This window comes from Streptomyces sp. NPDC002324, from assembly GCF_053593335.1.
Genome location: NZ_JBSFCF010000024.1, coordinates 1 through 15,269 on the forward strand (window position 1 = coordinate 1; position 15,269 = coordinate 15,269).

General features: G+C 70.0%; 16 protein-coding genes. 7 read left to right on the forward strand and 9 right to left on the reverse strand.

Annotation, left to right across the window (positions count from 1 at the left end; genetic code table 11):
* Positions 1-519: 519 nt before the first annotated feature.
* Positions 520-1,161 carry a DNA-3-methyladenine glycosylase gene (locus ACWCRJ_RS27560; protein ID WP_450941835.1) on the reverse strand — a complete coding sequence of 214 codons (642 nt, stop codon included), beginning with the start codon at positions 1,159-1,161 and terminating at the stop codon, positions 520-522.
* Between the two features lie 207 nt (positions 1,162-1,368).
* Here ACWCRJ_RS27560 and ACWCRJ_RS27565 point away from each other — a divergent pair, with 207 nt between their 5' ends.
* The 3 genes from ACWCRJ_RS27565 to ACWCRJ_RS27575 all read left to right on the forward strand — a co-directional run bounded on the left by ACWCRJ_RS27565 (position 1,369) and on the right by ACWCRJ_RS27575 (position 3,392).
* Positions 1,369-2,151, forward strand: coding sequence for a sporulation protein (locus ACWCRJ_RS27565; protein ID WP_450941836.1), 783 nt, complete (start codon positions 1,369-1,371; stop codon positions 2,149-2,151).
* A gap of 42 nt (positions 2,152-2,193) precedes the next feature.
* Positions 2,194-2,733, forward strand: coding sequence for a YbhB/YbcL family Raf kinase inhibitor-like protein (locus ACWCRJ_RS27570; protein WP_450941837.1), 540 nt, complete (start codon positions 2,194-2,196; stop codon positions 2,731-2,733).
* A 152-nt stretch (positions 2,734-2,885) separates the two neighbouring features.
* The gene (locus ACWCRJ_RS27575; RefSeq protein WP_005477596.1) at positions 2,886-3,392 is read left to right on the forward strand and encodes an HNH endonuclease; all 507 of its coding nucleotides are present in this window, start codon (positions 2,886-2,888) and stop codon (positions 3,390-3,392) included.
* Positions 3,393-3,466: 74 nt separating this feature from the next.
* Here the strand turns inward: ACWCRJ_RS27575 and ACWCRJ_RS27580 are convergent, their stop codons facing one another.
* The 3 genes from ACWCRJ_RS27580 to ACWCRJ_RS27590 all read right to left on the reverse strand — a co-directional run bounded on the left by ACWCRJ_RS27580 (position 3,467) and on the right by ACWCRJ_RS27590 (position 5,941).
* The gene (locus ACWCRJ_RS27580) at positions 3,467-4,414 is read right to left on the reverse strand and encodes an SPFH domain-containing protein (RefSeq protein ID WP_005477598.1); all 948 of its coding nucleotides are present in this window, start codon (positions 4,412-4,414) and stop codon (positions 3,467-3,469) included.
* A 158-nt stretch (positions 4,415-4,572) separates the two neighbouring features.
* On the reverse strand, positions 4,573-5,004 hold the full coding sequence (locus ACWCRJ_RS27585; RefSeq protein WP_450941838.1) for an NfeD family protein: 432 nt from the start codon (positions 5,002-5,004) through the stop codon (positions 4,573-4,575).
* 145 nt (positions 5,005-5,149) lie between these two features.
* Positions 5,150-5,941, reverse strand: a complete 792-nt coding sequence (locus tag ACWCRJ_RS27590) for an ABC transporter ATP-binding protein (protein ID WP_046912565.1) — start codon at positions 5,939-5,941, stop codon at positions 5,150-5,152.
* Positions 5,942-6,091: 150 nt separating this feature from the next.
* Here ACWCRJ_RS27590 and ACWCRJ_RS27595 point away from each other — a divergent pair, with 150 nt between their 5' ends.
* On the forward strand, positions 6,092-6,877 hold the full coding sequence (locus tag ACWCRJ_RS27595) for a hypothetical protein (RefSeq protein WP_450941839.1): 786 nt from the start codon (positions 6,092-6,094) through the stop codon (positions 6,875-6,877).
* 90 nt (positions 6,878-6,967) lie between these two features.
* Here the strand turns inward: ACWCRJ_RS27595 and ACWCRJ_RS27600 are convergent, their stop codons facing one another.
* From ACWCRJ_RS27600 to ACWCRJ_RS27615, 4 genes are all read right to left on the reverse strand, one after another.
* Positions 6,968-7,207 carry a chaplin family protein gene (locus ACWCRJ_RS27600; protein WP_450941840.1) on the reverse strand — a complete coding sequence of 80 codons (240 nt, stop codon included), beginning with the start codon at positions 7,205-7,207 and terminating at the stop codon, positions 6,968-6,970.
* A gap of 220 nt (positions 7,208-7,427) precedes the next feature.
* Complete coding sequence (chpE, locus tag ACWCRJ_RS27605; RefSeq protein WP_086805209.1) at positions 7,428-7,676, reverse strand: chaplin ChpE; 249 nt, start codon at positions 7,674-7,676, stop codon at positions 7,428-7,430.
* 157 nt (positions 7,677-7,833) lie between these two features.
* Complete coding sequence (locus ACWCRJ_RS27610) at positions 7,834-8,475, reverse strand: response regulator (RefSeq protein WP_450941841.1); 642 nt, start codon at positions 8,473-8,475, stop codon at positions 7,834-7,836.
* Complete coding sequence (locus ACWCRJ_RS27615; protein ID WP_450941842.1) at positions 8,468-9,613, reverse strand: GAF domain-containing sensor histidine kinase; 1,146 nt, start codon at positions 9,611-9,613, stop codon at positions 8,468-8,470. Before ACWCRJ_RS27615 ends, ACWCRJ_RS27610 begins: the two co-directional genes overlap by 8 nt.
* A gap of 243 nt (positions 9,614-9,856) precedes the next feature.
* Here ACWCRJ_RS27615 and ACWCRJ_RS27620 point away from each other — a divergent pair, with 243 nt between their 5' ends.
* From ACWCRJ_RS27620 to ACWCRJ_RS27630, 3 genes are all read left to right on the forward strand, one after another.
* Positions 9,857-10,552, forward strand: a complete 696-nt coding sequence (locus ACWCRJ_RS27620; protein WP_450941843.1) for an SDR family NAD(P)-dependent oxidoreductase — start codon at positions 9,857-9,859, stop codon at positions 10,550-10,552.
* The gene (locus ACWCRJ_RS27625; protein ID WP_450941844.1) at positions 10,549-11,688 is read left to right on the forward strand and encodes an S-adenosylmethionine:tRNA ribosyltransferase-isomerase; all 1,140 of its coding nucleotides are present in this window, start codon (positions 10,549-10,551) and stop codon (positions 11,686-11,688) included. The genes ACWCRJ_RS27620 and ACWCRJ_RS27625 overlap by 4 nt, the downstream gene beginning before the upstream one ends.
* Positions 11,689-11,985: 297 nt before the next feature.
* Positions 11,986-12,651, forward strand: a complete 666-nt coding sequence (locus ACWCRJ_RS27630; RefSeq protein WP_450941845.1) for a transglycosylase SLT domain-containing protein — start codon at positions 11,986-11,988, stop codon at positions 12,649-12,651.
* A gap of 91 nt (positions 12,652-12,742) precedes the next feature.
* Here ACWCRJ_RS27630 and ACWCRJ_RS27635 read toward each other — a convergent pair whose 3' ends face one another.
* Positions 12,743-15,244: an FHA domain-containing protein gene (locus tag ACWCRJ_RS27635; protein ID WP_450941941.1), complete on the reverse strand. Its 2,502-nt coding sequence runs from the start codon at positions 15,242-15,244 to the stop codon at positions 12,743-12,745.
* Positions 15,245-15,269: the final 25 nt, after the last annotated feature.

Genomic DNA, 15,269 nt, shown 5'->3' on the forward strand with positions numbered 1-15,269 from the left:
ACCACGAGAGCGGAACAGCCAGGCGGAATAAGCCCGGCCGTTCACAGCGTCCTCGCTGTGTTTGTTTCAAAGGAACCTCGACCACCGGAACACTGCCCGGCGGACGGGGTATCAACATATCTGGCGTTGATTTTTGGCACGCTGTTGAGTTCTCAAGGAACGGACGCTTCCTTTGTACTCACCCAAGCTACTCTCGGGCTTTCCTCCGGGCAGTTTCCCTTCGGTCTTGCGTTTCCGACTCTATCAGACCGTTTCCGGTTCCGATTCCCTGTCGGGGGGTTTTGCCTTTCGGCTGTCTTTCGGCCTCTCGGTTTCCCTTGCGGCCTTTCGACATTCACTACGTTAGCCGATTCCCTCGGCAACTCATAATTGAGTCCTGCGGGCTGGAATCAGGGCATGCCTGATTCGCCCCCGCTGAGGGGATGTCGTAGGTAGTGGGTTGGCCGCTCTCGGCTGCTGGCTGATCGCCGTAACCGGTTCAAGCGGCTCGGGCTACGTTACGGACCCCCCAGGGGCGAGTCAAGTTGAGCGCCGGCGGGGGGCATGGGCCCGATACGGGCTGACCGTCGGGTCGTCTGCGATCCAGAAACGCCAGGGGTGCACTCCGCCGTCCCCGGAGACGCCGGTGCGGGGGCCGTTGCGTACCTGGTCAGGACCAACAGGAGTACCGGTCAGGACCGTTATGGGCGCGGTGCCCGACGCGCAGGCGTCCGCACCGTCGAGGGCCCGGTCCACGTCCAGGGCGGTGGCCAGGCGGGCGGGTCCTTTGGCCAGTTCTTTGTCATCTCGGGCTGAGATTCGACGTTTGCGGGCGAGGTCGACGCCTTCGGTGATCTCGCCGGCCCGCAGCAGAACCCCGCTCGCCGTGCCCTCCGGACCGCACACCAGGTTCATGCAGTGCCACATGCCGTAGGTGAAGTAGACGTACACGTGACCGGGTGGACCGAACATCACGTCGTTGCGGGCGGTACGACCCCGATAGGCGTGGGAGCCGGGGTCGTTCGCGCCGTCGTAGGCCTCGACCTCCGTGAGGCGCAGTTCGATCGGTCCGTCCGGGGTGAGGCGTACGAGAACGCGTCCCAGGAGGTCCGGTGCCACCTCCAGTACGGGGCGGTCGAAGAACTCGCGGGCCAGGGGCGTACGGTCGGTGCTCGCGATCATGGCGTCCGAGCGTAGTCCAGACGGGTGCGTGCCGACGGGTGGCGAGAGGGCGTTCTCCTTGGAAGGGTGTGGAGCGGGAGGACGCGGAACCGGTCGACGCCTGTTTGCGTTTGTAGGGATCAAGGATCCACGCCACGCAGAGCGATCCACACCACAAGACACAGAACCACACAGATATGCAGGCATTGCCTGACGGGAGGAACAGACATGGGGTTCAAGCGGCTGCTCGCGAGCCTGGGAGCCGGCGGGGCTTCGGTCGAGACGGTGCTGACCGAGGTCAATGTCGTCCCGGGCGGCGTCGTCCAGGGTGAGGTGCGGATCCAGGGCGGCTCCGTGGACCAGCAGATCGAGGCGCTGTCCGTCGGTCTGCAGGCCAGGGTCGAGGTGGAGGGCCAGGACTCGGAGTACAAGCAGGACATGGTGTTCACCAAGCAGCGGCTCGGGGGTGTCTTCGAGCTGAAGGCCGGAGCGGTCCACACGGTGCCGTTCGGGCTGGAGATCCCGTGGGAGACGCCGATCACGACCATCCAGGGGCAGACCCTGCCGGGCATGAACATCGGCGTCACCACCGAGCTGGAGATCGCGCGTGCGGTCGACTCCGGTGACCTGGACCCGATCAACGTGCACCCGCTGCCGGCGCAGCAGGCCATCCTGGACGCCTTCATCCAGCTGGGCTTCCGCTTCAAGAACGCGGACCTCGAGCGCGGTCACATCCGTGGCACCCGGCAGAAGCTCCCCTTCTACCAGGAGGTCGAGTTCTACCCGCCGCAGCAGTACCACGGCCTCAACCAGGTCGAGTTGAGCTTCGTCGCCGACGACCGCGAGATGGACGTCGTGCTGGAGATGGACAAGAAGCCGGGTCTGTTCAGCGAGGGCAGCGACTCATTCCGTTCGTTCCGGGTAGGGCTGCACGACTACCAGAGCACGGACTGGGCCGCGTATCTGAACCAGTGGCTGTCCGAGGTCGGCAGCAAGCGCAGCTGGTTCTAGGCTCTGAGCACACCTACCCCGGATCCATCAGGAGGTATCGAGGTGACCGAGCCGAAGAGGCCGCCGCTCCCCCACGATTTCCACCCGGTCGTGCCGTCGTTCACCGTCACGAGCGAGGACGTCGAGGCGGGTGCGACGCTCAAGGACGCCCAGGTCTACGCGGAGGGGAACACCTCGCCGCAGCTGAGCTGGGAGGGCTTCCCGCCGGAGACCAAGAGTTTCGCCGTGACGTGCTACGACCCGGACGCCCCCACGGGCAGCGGGTTCTGGCACTGGGTGGTGTTCGACATCCCGGCGTCGGTGACGGAGTTGCCGACGGGCGCGGGCTCGGGGAAGTTCGAGGGACTGCCCGAGGGCGCCGTCCAGGTGCGCAACGACTACGGGACGAAGGACTTCGGCGGGGCCGCGCCGCCGCCCGGGGATCCCGCGCACCGCTATGTGTTCACGGTGTACGCCGTGGATCAGGAGAAGCTCGGTCCGGACTCGGACGCCTCACCCGCCGTGATCGGTTTCAACCTGCGGTTCCACACCCTGGCTCGTGCTCAACTCATCGGCGAGTACGCCGCTGAGGCGGAAAAGTAACGAAGCCGGACGTTCATTGAACGTTTGCCCGTCTCTGGTCTTGGAAGTGATCAGAGACGGGCATTTTTTATTGCGTTGTCCATCTCGGCGTGCCCGGCCAGAGTTGATCCAAGCCCGCCGGGGGGGTGGGCTGGCACAGGAGGTGGGCTGGGATGCGGGACACGCTGGTACTGAACGCGAGCTTCGAGCCGCTGTCGACGGTGACGCTCAACCGAGCCGTCGTGCTGGTACTGCAGGACAAGGCCGTCGTCGAGCAGACCCACCCCGAACTGCGCATGCGCGGAGCCGCGGTCGACATACCGGCGCCCCGGGTGATCAGACTCTGCAGATATGTCAGGGTGCCGTTCCGAAGACAAGCCCCGTGGTCGAGGCGGGGGGTCCTGGTACGGGACAGGCACAGGTGCGCGTACTGCGGTCGTCGGGCGACGACCGTCGACCACGTGGTGCCGCGGTCGCGGGGCGGTGGTGACACCTGGCTGAACACGGTCGCCTCCTGTGCCGAGGACAACCACCGCAAGGCCGACCGGACTCCGGAGCAGGCGGGTATGCCGCTGCTGCGGCAGCCGTTCGAGCCGACACCGGCCGACGCCATGCTGCTGTCGCTGGGACACGAGGACTACGACGCGCTTCCCGCGTGGCTCTCCCAGGGAGCCGCGTAGGGCTTCGCCGGCGCCCGAGACGCAGAAACCAGGGGCCCGCCTTCTCCCTCGAAGGCGGGCCCCTGGTCGTGTGCTCAGTCGATCGCCGGCTTCTCGCGGCGTTCGCCGTTGCCGTCCGCGGGCCTCGGGACCGACGGGCCGCCGCCCAGGTTGCCGAAGTTGCCCATGGCGCCGGAGAGGCCCTTGAGGGCGTCGCCGATCTCGCTGGGGACGATCCAGAGCTTGTTGGCGTCGCCCTCGGCGATCTTCGGGAGCATCTGGAGGTACTGGTAGGAGAGCAGCTTCTGGTCCGGGTCGCCGGCGTGGATGGCCTCGAAGACCGTACGCACGGCCTGGGCCTCGCCCTCGGCACGCAGGGCGGCGGCCTTGGCCTCACCCTCGGCGCGCAGGATCTGGGACTGCTTCTCGCCCTCGGCGGTGAGGATGGCCGCCTGGCGCGTACCTTCGGCGGTGAGGATCGCGGCGCGCTTGTCGCGGTCGGCGCGCATCTGCTTCTCCATCGAGTCCTGGATGGAGGTGGGCGGCTCGATCGCCTTCAGCTCGACGCGGTTGACGCGGATGCCCCACTTGCCGGTGGCCTCGTCGAGGACGCCGCGCAGGGCCGCGTTGATCTCCTCGCGGGAGGTCAGGGTGCGCTCCAGGTCCATGCCGCCGATGATGTTGCGCAGCGTGGTGACCGTGAGCTGCTCGATCGCCTGGATGTAGCTGGCGACCTCGTAGGTCGCGGCGCGGGCGTCGGTCACCTGGTAGTAGATGACCGTGTCGATGTTCACGACCAGGTTGTCCTGGGTGATCACCGGCTGGGGCGGGAACGGCACGACCTGTTCACGGAGATCGATGCGGTTGCGGATCGAGTCGATGAACGGGACGACGATGTTGAGACCCGCGTTGAGGGTGCGGGTGTAGCGGCCGAATCGCTCGACGATCGCCGCGCTGGCCTGTGGGATCACCTGGATGGTCTTGATCAGGGCGATGAAGACCAACACCACCAGAATGATCAGGACGATGATGATCGGTTCCATCGTTGCTCCCCGTGCCCTTCTCCGCCGTGGCGCTTCCGGAAGATCTTATGCCTGTTCGGACTGTTGAAGATCTTGCTGGTCGAGTCTGGCAGAACCCCGCCTGCCAGGTGGGTCGTTCAGGTCATTGCGTCATCGCCTCGTGACCCCGTCGTGCGAGGTCACATGACGATCGCCGTGGCTCCCTCGATCTCCACGACGTCCACTTCCTGACCCACCTCGTAGGCCTGGCCGGTGTCGAGCGCGCGGGCGGACCAGATCTCGCCGGCCAGCTTGATCCGCCCGCCCATGCCGTCGACCCGTTCCAGGACGACGGCCTGTTTGCCCTTCAACGCGTCGATGCCGGTCGCGAGTTGGGGTCGCTGGGACCGGTGCCTGACCGCGATGGGCCGTACGACGGCGATGAGCGCGACCGAGACGACCGCGAAGACGACGACCTGGAGCACGACACCCCCGCCCAGCCCCGCGGTCACGGCGCCGGCGACCGCGCCCAGGGCGAGCATTCCCAACTCGGGCATCGCGGTCACGACGAGGGCGATCCCGAGCCCGGCCGCGCCGATCAGCCACCACACCCATGCGTCGATGCTGTCCACATCGGCCATGGTAGAACCGCGATCGGGCCGCCGAACAGAGCGCACGGTCAAAGATCACGTACAGAGTGGGCCCAAGTCGGTTGCGCCTGGGACCGGTTGTGGTCCCAGGGCATTCGACTGGCGGGGAGCCAAGAGAAGTTGGAGGTCAGGTGAGCGGCAGACCGTGGGCGGTCCAGCGCTCGCCGAGCTGGTCGACGACGAGCGGGAGGCCGAAGCAGAGGGAGAGGTTGCGGGAGGTGAGTTCCAGCTCCAGCGGACCCGCGGCGAGGACCTTGCCCTGACGGATCATCAGGACGTGGGTGAAGCCCGGCGGGATCTCCTCGACATGGTGCGTGACCATGATCATGGAGGGGGCGATCGGGTCGCGGGCGAGGCGGCCGAGACGGCGTACGAGGTCCTCGCGGCCACCGAGGTCGAGGCCGGCTGCGGGCTCGTCGAGGAGCAGCAGCTCGGGGTCGGCCATCAGGGCGCGGGCGATGAGGGTGCGCTTGCGCTCGCCCTCGGAGAGGGTGCCGAACTTGCGGTCGACGTAGTCGGTCATGCCGAGGCGGTCGAGGAAGGCGCGGGCGCGCAGCTCGTCGATCTCCTCGTAGTCCTCGTTCCAGGTGGCCGTCATGCCGTACGCGGCGGTCAGCACGGTCTGCAGGACGGTCTGGCGCCTCGGGAGCTTCTCCGCCATGGCGATGCCGGCCATGCCGATGCGGGGGCGCAGCTCGAAGACGTCGACCTTGCCGAGGGTGTCGCCGAGGATCGTGGCGGTGCCCTTGCTGGGGTAGAGGTAGCTGGAGGCGATGTTGAGGAGGGTGGTCTTACCGGCGCCGTTCGGGCCGAGGATGGCCCAGCGCTCGCCCTCCTTGACCGACCAGGAGACCTGGTCCACCAGAGCCCGGCCCTCGCGGACCACGGATACGTCCTCCAGCTCCAGAACATCGCTCATGAGCGCGCTGTCTCCCCTTGCAGTGTCGGCCTGTCTCGGCTGTCGCGTACGCCTGTGGTCGGAGCCACCGCCGGGTGGGCGCAGCCCTCAGGGAAATCTACGCCACCGGTCGGGCCGTCCATCCCCTCGGTCGGTCCTTAGGGTGGGGGCATGCTTTCCGAACCACGTTCAGGGCGCCTCGCCTCATGGGGAAATGCCCTTCTTGCCGGACTTGTCTCGCCGGATGACGCGGTGCTCGCGATCGTCGGGGAGGACGCGGTGCATCGGGTGGAGGGGTTGCCCGGTGAGACGGGGCCCGTCGGACTGACGCTCGCGCTGGGGCGGTTGCGGGCGCTCGGGGTGAGCGGGCTGCGCATCGCGCTGCCGACGGCGGGGCATCCGCTGGGGCTGAGCGGGCCACCGGAGTTCAACAAGCGGGCGCTGGAGGCGGAGGAGGCGGTCGTCTGCCACGGGGGTGCGCTGGGGCTGGTGCCGGAGGTGTACGCGGCCGGGCCTACGGGCGACGAGCACGTGGAGGTCGTCTGGCACTGCCTGGAGGTGCGGGAGGCCCCGCCGGCCGACGTGCCGTCCCTCGGGGAGGCCGAGCGCGAGCTGGCGGAGGCGTTGCGGGACGCCACCGCCGTGCTGTCCCGGCTGGACGTCGCGGCGTCCGGGCCGGTGGCCGAGGCGGCGATCGACGCGTACCGGGCGCGGGCCGAGCGGGGGGGGGAGGTGTTGGCTCCCGGGTATCCGCCGCGTGCGGTACGGGTGCTGGAGCTGGCGCAGCGGGTGGGGCTGCTGGTCTCGGTGGCCTTCGAGCACGGGGACGGCGGGGCCGTGAGCGCCTCGGAGATGGCCTCGCGGGCGGACGCGCTGCGGCCGGTGGAGCGGACGGCTCGGCGGGCGCAGGTGGCGGCGTACAACGCGTTCGTGGAGGAGCGGGAGCGGGGGCGGTAGGCGGCCGGGCCCCGACCGGGTGGGGCGGCACAGCCGAAGGCCCCGCGAACCCGGCGGGTTCGCGGGGCCCCGGTGGGAGCGCGGGGGTGGTCAGGAGTCGGCCGCGACGTCGCCGAACGTCGGGTTGAGCGCGGCGACGAGGTCGGCACTGAGGCCGGTGACCGTGACGGGGACGTCGACGGGGACCTGGACGTCGAGGCCGGAGGCGACGCCAAGGGAACCGATGGCCGCGCTGTCGGCCGACGAGTCGGCTACGGCGGCGCCGGACGAGGAGCCCGCGGCGAGACCGGCGGCGGTCACGGTCAGGGCGGCCTTCTTCGCGACGTTCATGAGCTGCGTTCCTCCTGCGCCGTACGGGGCCGACCCGCGCACGGATCGCGCACTGGTCGACGCCGGGCGCGGGCACCCTGGCACGGACGGGTCTCGGGAACCGTCCGTTCGGCGCACCGAGACGGCAGAACGGCAGGGGAACAGGGTGGGACGGCAGCCTGACCGGCCTCCCAGGGGCGCCTGGAAGGCCGGTGGTCACTGGTGCTCCGGGGCGGGAACGTCAGTGGTTGACACCCAGGTTGCCGAAGGCCGGGTTCAGGATGCCGATGACGTTCACACTGTTGCCGACCGCGTTCACGGGGATGTGGACCGGGGCCTGGATGACGTTGCCCGAGACGACGCCCGGCGAGCCGATGGCCTTGCCGTCGGCGTGCGCCCCGCCGTCGGTGGCGGAGGCCATGCCGGCACCGGCGGCGACGAGGCCACCGGCCACCATCGTGACAGCCGCGGCCTTCTTCAGGTTCTTCACGTTGAGCCCTTCCTTGCGATCACTGCGGCGGTCGCACGCAGCACGCACTGAAGAACGGCGGGGCTGCCCCGAGGATGCGCCACCCGAGGGACATACACCCGACAGTATGAATCTCAGTCCGGAGTGGAACCCTCCATGTTGCCGGACAATCCGCACATCATCCGGTCACACCATGGCGTACCGCCCACAGTGCGGCCTGGGTGCGGTCCGCCAGGTCGAGTTTCATCAGGATGTTCGAGACGTGGGTCTTGACCGTCTTCTCGGAGAGGACCAGTGCGCGGGCGATCTCGCGGTTGGAGCGCCCGTCGGCTATCAGACCGAGCACCTCGCGCTCCCGCTCGGTGAGGGAACCGCCCCTGCCCTGGCCCGAGTGGGCCCCCTCCTGCGACAGCAGCGCGTCGGCGACCTCCGGCTGCAGGAGGATGTGCCCGGCGTGCACCGAGCGGATGGCGCCGGCGAGGGCGTCGGGGTCCACGTCCTTGTAGACGTACCCGGCGGCGCCGGCGCGCAGGGCCGGGACGACCGTGCGCTGCTCGGTGAAGCTGGTGACGATGAGCACGCGCGCGGGGTTGGCGAGTTCGCGGAGTTTGCGCAGGGCGTCCACGCCGTCCATGCCCGGCATCTTGACGTCCATGAGGACGACGTCGGGCCGGAGTTCCTCGGCGCGGGCGACTCCCTCGGCGCCGTCGGCGGCCTCTCCCACGACCTCTATGTCGTCCTGCACCTCCAGGAAGGTGCGCAGACCGCGTCGGACCACCTGGTGATCGTCGACGAGCAGCACCTTGATTGTCTCAGCCACCGGGGACCTCCATCTCGATCGTGGTGCCCTTTCCGGGCGCCGATTCCACGGTCAGCCGGCCGCCGACGCCGCTCGCCCGGTCGCGCATCGAGACCAGCCCGAGATGGCGTCCCGCGCGGCGCACGATCTGGGTGTCGAAGCCGACGCCGTCGTCCGTGACCCGGAGGACGGCCCCGCCGCCGCGCCGGTCGAGGGTGACGTCGACCCGCTCGGCTCCCGAGTGCCGCAGGGCGTTGTGCAGGGCCTCCTGGGCGACGCGCAGCATGGCCTCCTCCTGGGCGGCGGGCAGCGCGCGGGCGCCGCGGCCGGAGAAGGTGACACGGGCGCTGTGGGCGCGGTCCAGGACGTGGATCTGGGTGCGCAGGGTGGCGGCGAGGCCGTCCTCGTCGAGCCCGGCGGGGCGCAGCTCGACGACGGCGGCGCGCAGCTCGTCCACGGCCTCGGCGGCGAGCGCGGCGACCTGCTGCAGTTCGCCCTTGGCGCGGGAGGGGTCGCGGTCGACCAGGGCGGCGGCGGCCTGGGCGGTCAGGCGCAGGGAGAACAGCTTCTGGCTGACGGCGTCGTGGAGTTCGTGGGCGAGCCGGGAGCGCTCCTCGGCGATGGTCAGCTCGCGGCTGCGTTCGTAGAGGCGGGCGTTGGTCAGGGCGATCGCGGCGTGCTGGGCGAGGATCGACAGCAGGTCCTCGTCCTCCTCGGTGAAGCCGCAGCCGCCCTCGGGCCTCGGGCAGCGTTTGTTGGCGAGGAAGAGGGCGCCGATGACCTCCTCGCCGTCGCGGATGGGCAGGCCCAGGAAGTCGACGAGGTCGGGGTGCGCGCTCGGCCAGCCCTCGAAGCGGGGGTCCTCGCGGACGTCGGCGAGGCGCTCGGGGGTGGCCTCGTGGAGCATGGCGGCGAGGATGCCGTGCTGGCGCGGGAGGGGGCCGATGGCCTTCCACTGGGCGTCGCTGACGCCGTCGACGACGAACTGGGCGAAGCCGCCGTGGTCGTCGGGGACGCCGAGCGCCGCGTACTCCGCGTCGAGCAGCTCACGCGCGGAGGCGACGATCGTCTTGAGGACGTCGCGCACCTCCAGGTGCCTGCTCATGGCCAGCAGCGCGGAGCTGACCGCGGCGAGGCCGGACCGGGGACGGTGACTCATGAACTCACCGTACCGGCGGGGTCCGACACCGCGGATCGGGCCGGTGGGGGTCTCGTCCGGGCCCTCGGACCTAGGCCGGGGACCTACGACCGGACCTAGGACCGCGGGCCCGCCCGGCGGCCTAGGGCAAAGGGCCCCGGCGGTCTGCGGCCCGCGCACGAGGCGGCGGGGGCGGTCCCGTTCCTACGTTGGGATCACCGCCGCCCGGGTCGGGTGGCGGCCGAGGACGAGGGGACGGATGTCATGCCCGTAGTGATCATCACGGGGGCTTCGAAGGGGCTGGGCCGGGCACTGGGCGCGGCGCTGGCGGAGCGCGGGTGGGATCTGGTGCTGGACGCCAGGACCGCCGGGGCCCTGAAGGAGGCGGCGGCGGAGCTGTCGGCGTACGGAACCCGGGTGGAGGCGTTGCCGGGAGACGTCACGGACGCCGGGCACCGGGCCGCGCTGACGGCGGCGGCGCGGGGGCTGGGCGGGGTCGACCTGCTGGTGAACAACGCGAGCGCGCTGGGCGCCGAGCCGCTGGTACGGCTGGAGGAGCTGGCCCTGGACGGACTGCGGCGGGCCCTGGAGGTCAATGTGGTCGCGGCGCTGGGGCTGGTCCAGGAGGCGCTGCCGCTGCTGCGGGCCTCCGGGGCGGGCGCGGTGATCAACGTCAGCTCCGACGCGGCGGCCGAGGCGTACGGGACATGGGGCGGGTACGGGGCCTCGAAGGCGGCGCTGGACCAGATGTCGGCGGTGCTGGCCGAGGAGGAACCGGGGCTGCGGGTGTGGGCCGTCGATCCCGGGGACATGGGCACGGACCTGTACGCCGCGGCCGTACCGGACGACGACGAGCCGCGGCCCGGTCCGGGGAGCGTGGTCCCGGCGTTCCTGCGGTTGCTGGACGAGCGGCCGGTCAGTGGCCGGTACGGGGCGCGGTCCCTGCTGGAGGGGCGATGAGCACGGTGGCGGTGGGCGTCCCGGAGGAGCTGCACGCGCGCGTGCCCGCCGAGCAGCGCGGGCCGGGCCTGGACCGGGACGGCGTACGGCTGCTGGTCTCGTGCGGTACGAGGGTGTCGCACCACGCGTTCGCGGCGCTGCCGGGGCTGCTGAGGGCGGGAGACGTGCTGGTGGTCAACACCTCGCCGACGCTGGCGGCGGCGGTGGACGGGACGGTGGGGCACGCGCGCGTGGTGGTGCATTTCTCCACGCGGGGCGACGACGGGCGGTGGGCCGTCGAGCTGCGGGATCCGGACGGACTCGGCACCACGCGCGCGCGTGCGGGCGGGCCGTCGGGGACGGAGGTACGTCTGCCGGGGGGTGTCCGGCTGGTCCTGGAGGAGCCGCTGAGCGAGCGGGGCGAGCGGCTGTGGTGGGCCCGGGTGTCCGCACCGGACGTCGCGGGGGTGCTGCGGGAGCACGGGCGGCCCATCCGCTACTCCTACACGGAGCGGGACCAGCCGCTCTCGGTGTACCAGACGGTGTTCGCGCTGCCGTCGCGGGACGGGGCGGGGTCCGCGGAGATGCCGAGTGCGGGGCGGCCGTTCACGGCGCGGCTGGTGGCGGAGCTGGTGAGCCGGGGGGTGCAGTTCGCGCCGGTCACGCTGCACACCGGGGTGGCGTCGGCGGAGGCGCACGAGCCGCCGTACCCGGAGCGGTTCGCGGTGCCGGAGACGTCGGCGCGGCTGATCAACGCGGCGCGGGCGAATCGGGAAGGGCGCGAGGCGCTTCCTCGGAGGGGTGGTGGTGGGAGACGGGCGGGCGGGCGGGTGATCGCGGTGGGGACGACGGCGGTGCGGGCCGTGGAGTCGGCCACCGGGCCCGACGGTGTCGTACGGGCCCGGCGCGGCTGGACGGACCTGGTAGTGACTCCGGAGCGCGGGGTGCGGGTGGTGGAGGGGCTGCTGACGGGGCTGCACGAGCCGGAGGCCTCGCATCTGCTGATGCTGGAGGCGGTCGCGGGGCGGCCGGCGGTCGGCCGCGCGTACGAGGCGGCGGCCGAGGGGCGTTACCTGTGGCACGAGTTCGGGGACGTGCACCTCATCCTGCCGGAGGAGGCCCCTCACGCAGAGCATTGCGCCAGCAACTACCGGTGAGCTTGGTGCCCGGACCCTGTGAGCCCGCCCATAGGGTGCGCATCACGTACGAAGCTGCCTAGGAGAGGCATAAGGGTGGTTTGAGCGGGAAGGACGGGTTGTTCTGTCCCGTTTTGCCCTTTCCGGTTCAACTAAGCAGCATCGTACGTCACACCTTTGCCACACGATTTTGCGGCCGCTAAGAATTGCTGCTGTCGCTCGACGCCGCGGGTCGCCCCGCGGCGTTTGTGCTGGAACAGCAATGTCCCCACCCGGCACGAGAGCGACCTCCGCGCTATTCGAAGAGGTCCCTCACTCATGATCAAGAACGTCAAGAAGCCCGGCCACAGTCTCGCTCTGACCAAGACCCACAAGCTCTCGCTCGCCGGAGTGGCCGCCTTCGGCACCGCCGCCCTCGCGTTCTCGCTGGTGCCGGCCGAGGCTCAGACCGCCACGCAGACCGTGTCCGCGGCTCCGGCGGCGTTCAGCCAGAACCCGGCGCAGGCCGCGAAGGCCAGCGTCACGAACCAGGCCGCCGACGCCGACAAGAAGGCCGCCGCGGCCGCCGCGAAGAAGAAGGCCGACCAGGAGCGCGCCAAGAAGGAGGCCGCGAGCCGGTCCGCCCAGCGCGCGAAGATCGCCAAGGCCGCAGCGAAGTCCTACCCGAACAACCTCGACGGCTGGATCCGCGAGGCGCTCGACATCATGAAGAAGCACAAGATCCCGGGCACCTACAACGGCCTGCACAAGAACATCATGCGGGAGTCCTCGGGCAACCCGAACGCCATCAACGACTGGGACATCAACGCCATCAACGGCGTCCCGTCGATCGGTCTGCTGCAGGTCATCAAGCCGACCTTCGACGCCTACCACGTCCCGGGCACGGCGCACAGCCAGTACGACCCGGTCGCCAACCTGACGGCCGCCGCGAACTACGCCGCCGACCGCTACGGCTCGATCGACAACGTCAACAGCGCGTACTGAGGTCGGCGCGGACCTCTGAGAACGTGGAGGGGCGGCACCCGGTGCGGGTGCCGCCCCTCGTACGTCCGTGCCCGGCCCGTGGGCCCTGGGACTACTTGCGCATGACCTCCGGCTCGTGGCGGCGCAGGAAGCGGGCCACGAGGAAGCCGCAGATCACACCCAGCACGATCAGGGCGATCATGTCGAGGCTGTAGGCGCCTACCGTGTGGTCCCACAGCGGGTCGGTGTCGCCGGCCTCCTTGGGCGGGCTGATGTTGTTGAAGTCCAGCGTGGCACCGGCGGCGGCGACCGCCCAGCGCGACGGCATCAGGTACGAGAACTCGTTGACGCCGGGGCTGCCGTGCAGGGCGAAGAGGCAGCCGGTGAAGACGACCTGGACGATCGCGAACATCACCAGCAGCGGCATCGTCTTCTCGGCGGTCTTCACCAGCGAGGAGATGACGAGGCCGAACATCATGGAGGTGAAGCCGAGCCCCATGATCGGGATCGACAGTTCGAGCATGACGGCGACCTTGCCCTCGCCGAAGATCAGGGCCTCGTCCGGGATCGTCCGGCTGGAGAACCCGATCGCGCCGACCATGGCGCCCTGGAACACGGTGACCGCGCCCAGGACGATCACCTTGGACATCAGGTACGCCGAGCGTGACAGGCCGGTGGCCCGCTCCCGCTCGTAGATCACACGTTCCTTGATCAGCTCTCGGACCGAGTTGGCGGCGCCCGCGAAGCACGCGCCGACCGCGAGGATCAGCAGCACCGTGGTGGCCGTGCCGTTCGGGACGGGCAGGCCGGTCGCCTTGTTCACCCCCCGCACCAGCAGGTCCTTGTCCGGGTCGATGAGCAGGCTCACCGCGCCGAGCACGGCCGGCAGGATCACCGTCAGCGCCAGGAAGCCCTTGTCGGACACGATGACGGAGACATAGCGCCGGACCAGGGTGCCGAGCTGCGAGAGCCAGCCCTGCGGCTTCGGCGGGCGCATCGACTGCGGCGGCGGCATGTGCACCGACTGCGGGGCGACGGCGTCGATGTCCGCGGCGTACATCTGGTAGTGCTGCGAGCCCTTCCAGCGGCCCGCCCAGTCGTAGTCGCGGTAGTTCTCGAAGGCGGAGAAGACGTCGGCCCAGGTCTCGTAGCCGAAGAAGTTCAGGGCCTCCTCGGGCGGACCGAAGTACGCCACCGAACCGCCCGGCGCCATCACCAGGAGCTTGTCGCAGATCGCCAGCTCAGCGACCGAGTGGGTGACCACCAGGACCGTGCGGCCGTCGTCGGCGAGGCCGCGCAGCAGCTGCATGACGTCACGGTCCATGCCCGGGTCGAGGCCGGAGGTCGGCTCGTCCAGGAAGATCAGCGACGGCTTGGTCAGCAGCTCCAGGGCGACCGAGACGCGCTTGCGCTGGCCGCCGGAGAGCGAGGTGACCTTCTTGTCCTTGTGGATGTCGAGCTTCAGCTCGCGCAGCACCTCGTCGATGCGGGCGTCACGCTCGGCGGCCGTGGTGTCGGCCGGGAAGCGCAGCTTGGCCGCGTACTTGAGGGCCTTCTTGACGGTCAGCTCCTTGTGCAGGATGTCGTCCTGCGGGACCAGACCGATGCGCTGACGCAGCTCGGCGAACTGCTTGTACAGGTTCCGGTTGTCGTAGAGGACGTCGCCCTGGTTGGCCGGGCGGTAGCCCGTGAGCGCCTTCAGCAGGGTGGACTTGCCGGAGCCCGAGGGGCCGATGACCGCGATGAGCGACTTCTCCGGGACACCGAAGGAGACGTCCTTCAGGATCTGCTTGCCGCCGTCGACGGTGACCGTCAGATGGCGCGCGGAGAAGGAGACGTCACCGGTGTCGACGAACTCTTCCAGGCGGTCGCCGACGATACGGAACGTCGAGTGGCCGACGCCCACGATGTCGTTCGGGCCGAGGAGGGCCGTGCCGCCCTTGGCGATCGGCATACCGTTGACGAACGTGCCGTTGTGCGAGCCGAGGTCGCGGATCTCGAAGCGCCCGTCGGGCGTCGCGTGGAACTCGGCGTGGTTGCGCGAGACCTGGAGGTCGGAGACGACCAGTTCGTTCTCCAGGGCACGGCCGATGCGCATGACACGGCCGAGCGAGAGATGGTGGAACGTGGTCGGGCTGCGGTCGCCGTAGACCGGCGGCGCCCCCGCGCCACCACCGGGGCCCTGCTGGTGCGGGACCTGTGCCTGCGGCTGCTGCCAGCCCGCCTGCGGCGCCTGCGGCTGCGGGGCCTGCTGGCCGGCGTATCCGGCGTTCGCGCCCTGCGCCGCGTACGGCTGCTGCTGGGGCTGCGCGACGGACGCGGCACTGCCGGAGAGGTTGAGTCTCGGGCCGTCGGTCGCGTTGCCCAGGTGCACGGCCGAACCTGGACCGATCTCCAGCTGGTGGATCCGCTGCCCCTGCGCGAAGGTGCCGTTGGTGCTGCCGTGGTCCTCGATCACCCAACCACGGCCGCTGAAGCTGATCGTGGCGTGACGCCAGGACACCCTGGCGTCGTCGAACACGATGTCTCCCTGCGGATCACGTCCGAGGGTGTATGCCCTGGACGGATCGAGCGTCCAGGTTTGTCCGTTCAATTCCAGTACGAGTTCCGGCACTCCATGCCCCACTGAGTTGTCCCCC

Coding starts and splice junctions, on each gene's coding strand:
- ACWCRJ_RS27600 (WP_450941840.1), bottom strand. CDS start 7,207: ATGAACGTCGCGAAGAAGGCCGCCCTGACCGTGACCGCCGCCGGTCTC.
- ACWCRJ_RS27560 (WP_450941835.1), bottom strand. CDS start 1,161: ATGATCGCGAGCACCGACCGTACGCCCCTGGCCCGCGAGTTCTTCGAC.
- ACWCRJ_RS27630 (WP_450941845.1), top strand. CDS start 11,986: ATGATCAAGAACGTCAAGAAGCCCGGCCACAGTCTCGCTCTGACCAAG.
- ACWCRJ_RS27575 (WP_005477596.1), top strand. CDS start 2,886: ATGCGGGACACGCTGGTACTGAACGCGAGCTTCGAGCCGCTGTCGACG.
- ACWCRJ_RS27590 (WP_046912565.1), bottom strand. CDS start 5,941: ATGAGCGATGTTCTGGAGCTGGAGGACGTATCCGTGGTCCGCGAGGGC.
- ACWCRJ_RS27580 (WP_005477598.1), bottom strand. CDS start 4,414: ATGGAACCGATCATCATCGTCCTGATCATTCTGGTGGTGTTGGTCTTC.
- ACWCRJ_RS27625 (WP_450941844.1), top strand. CDS start 10,549: ATGAGCACGGTGGCGGTGGGCGTCCCGGAGGAGCTGCACGCGCGCGTG.
- ACWCRJ_RS27620 (WP_450941843.1), top strand. CDS start 9,857: ATGCCCGTAGTGATCATCACGGGGGCTTCGAAGGGGCTGGGCCGGGCA.
- ACWCRJ_RS27565 (WP_450941836.1), top strand. CDS start 1,369: ATGGGGTTCAAGCGGCTGCTCGCGAGCCTGGGAGCCGGCGGGGCTTCG.
- ACWCRJ_RS27595 (WP_450941839.1), top strand. CDS start 6,092: ATGCTTTCCGAACCACGTTCAGGGCGCCTCGCCTCATGGGGAAATGCC.
- ACWCRJ_RS27615 (WP_450941842.1), bottom strand. CDS start 9,613: ATGAGTCACCGTCCCCGGTCCGGCCTCGCCGCGGTCAGCTCCGCGCTG.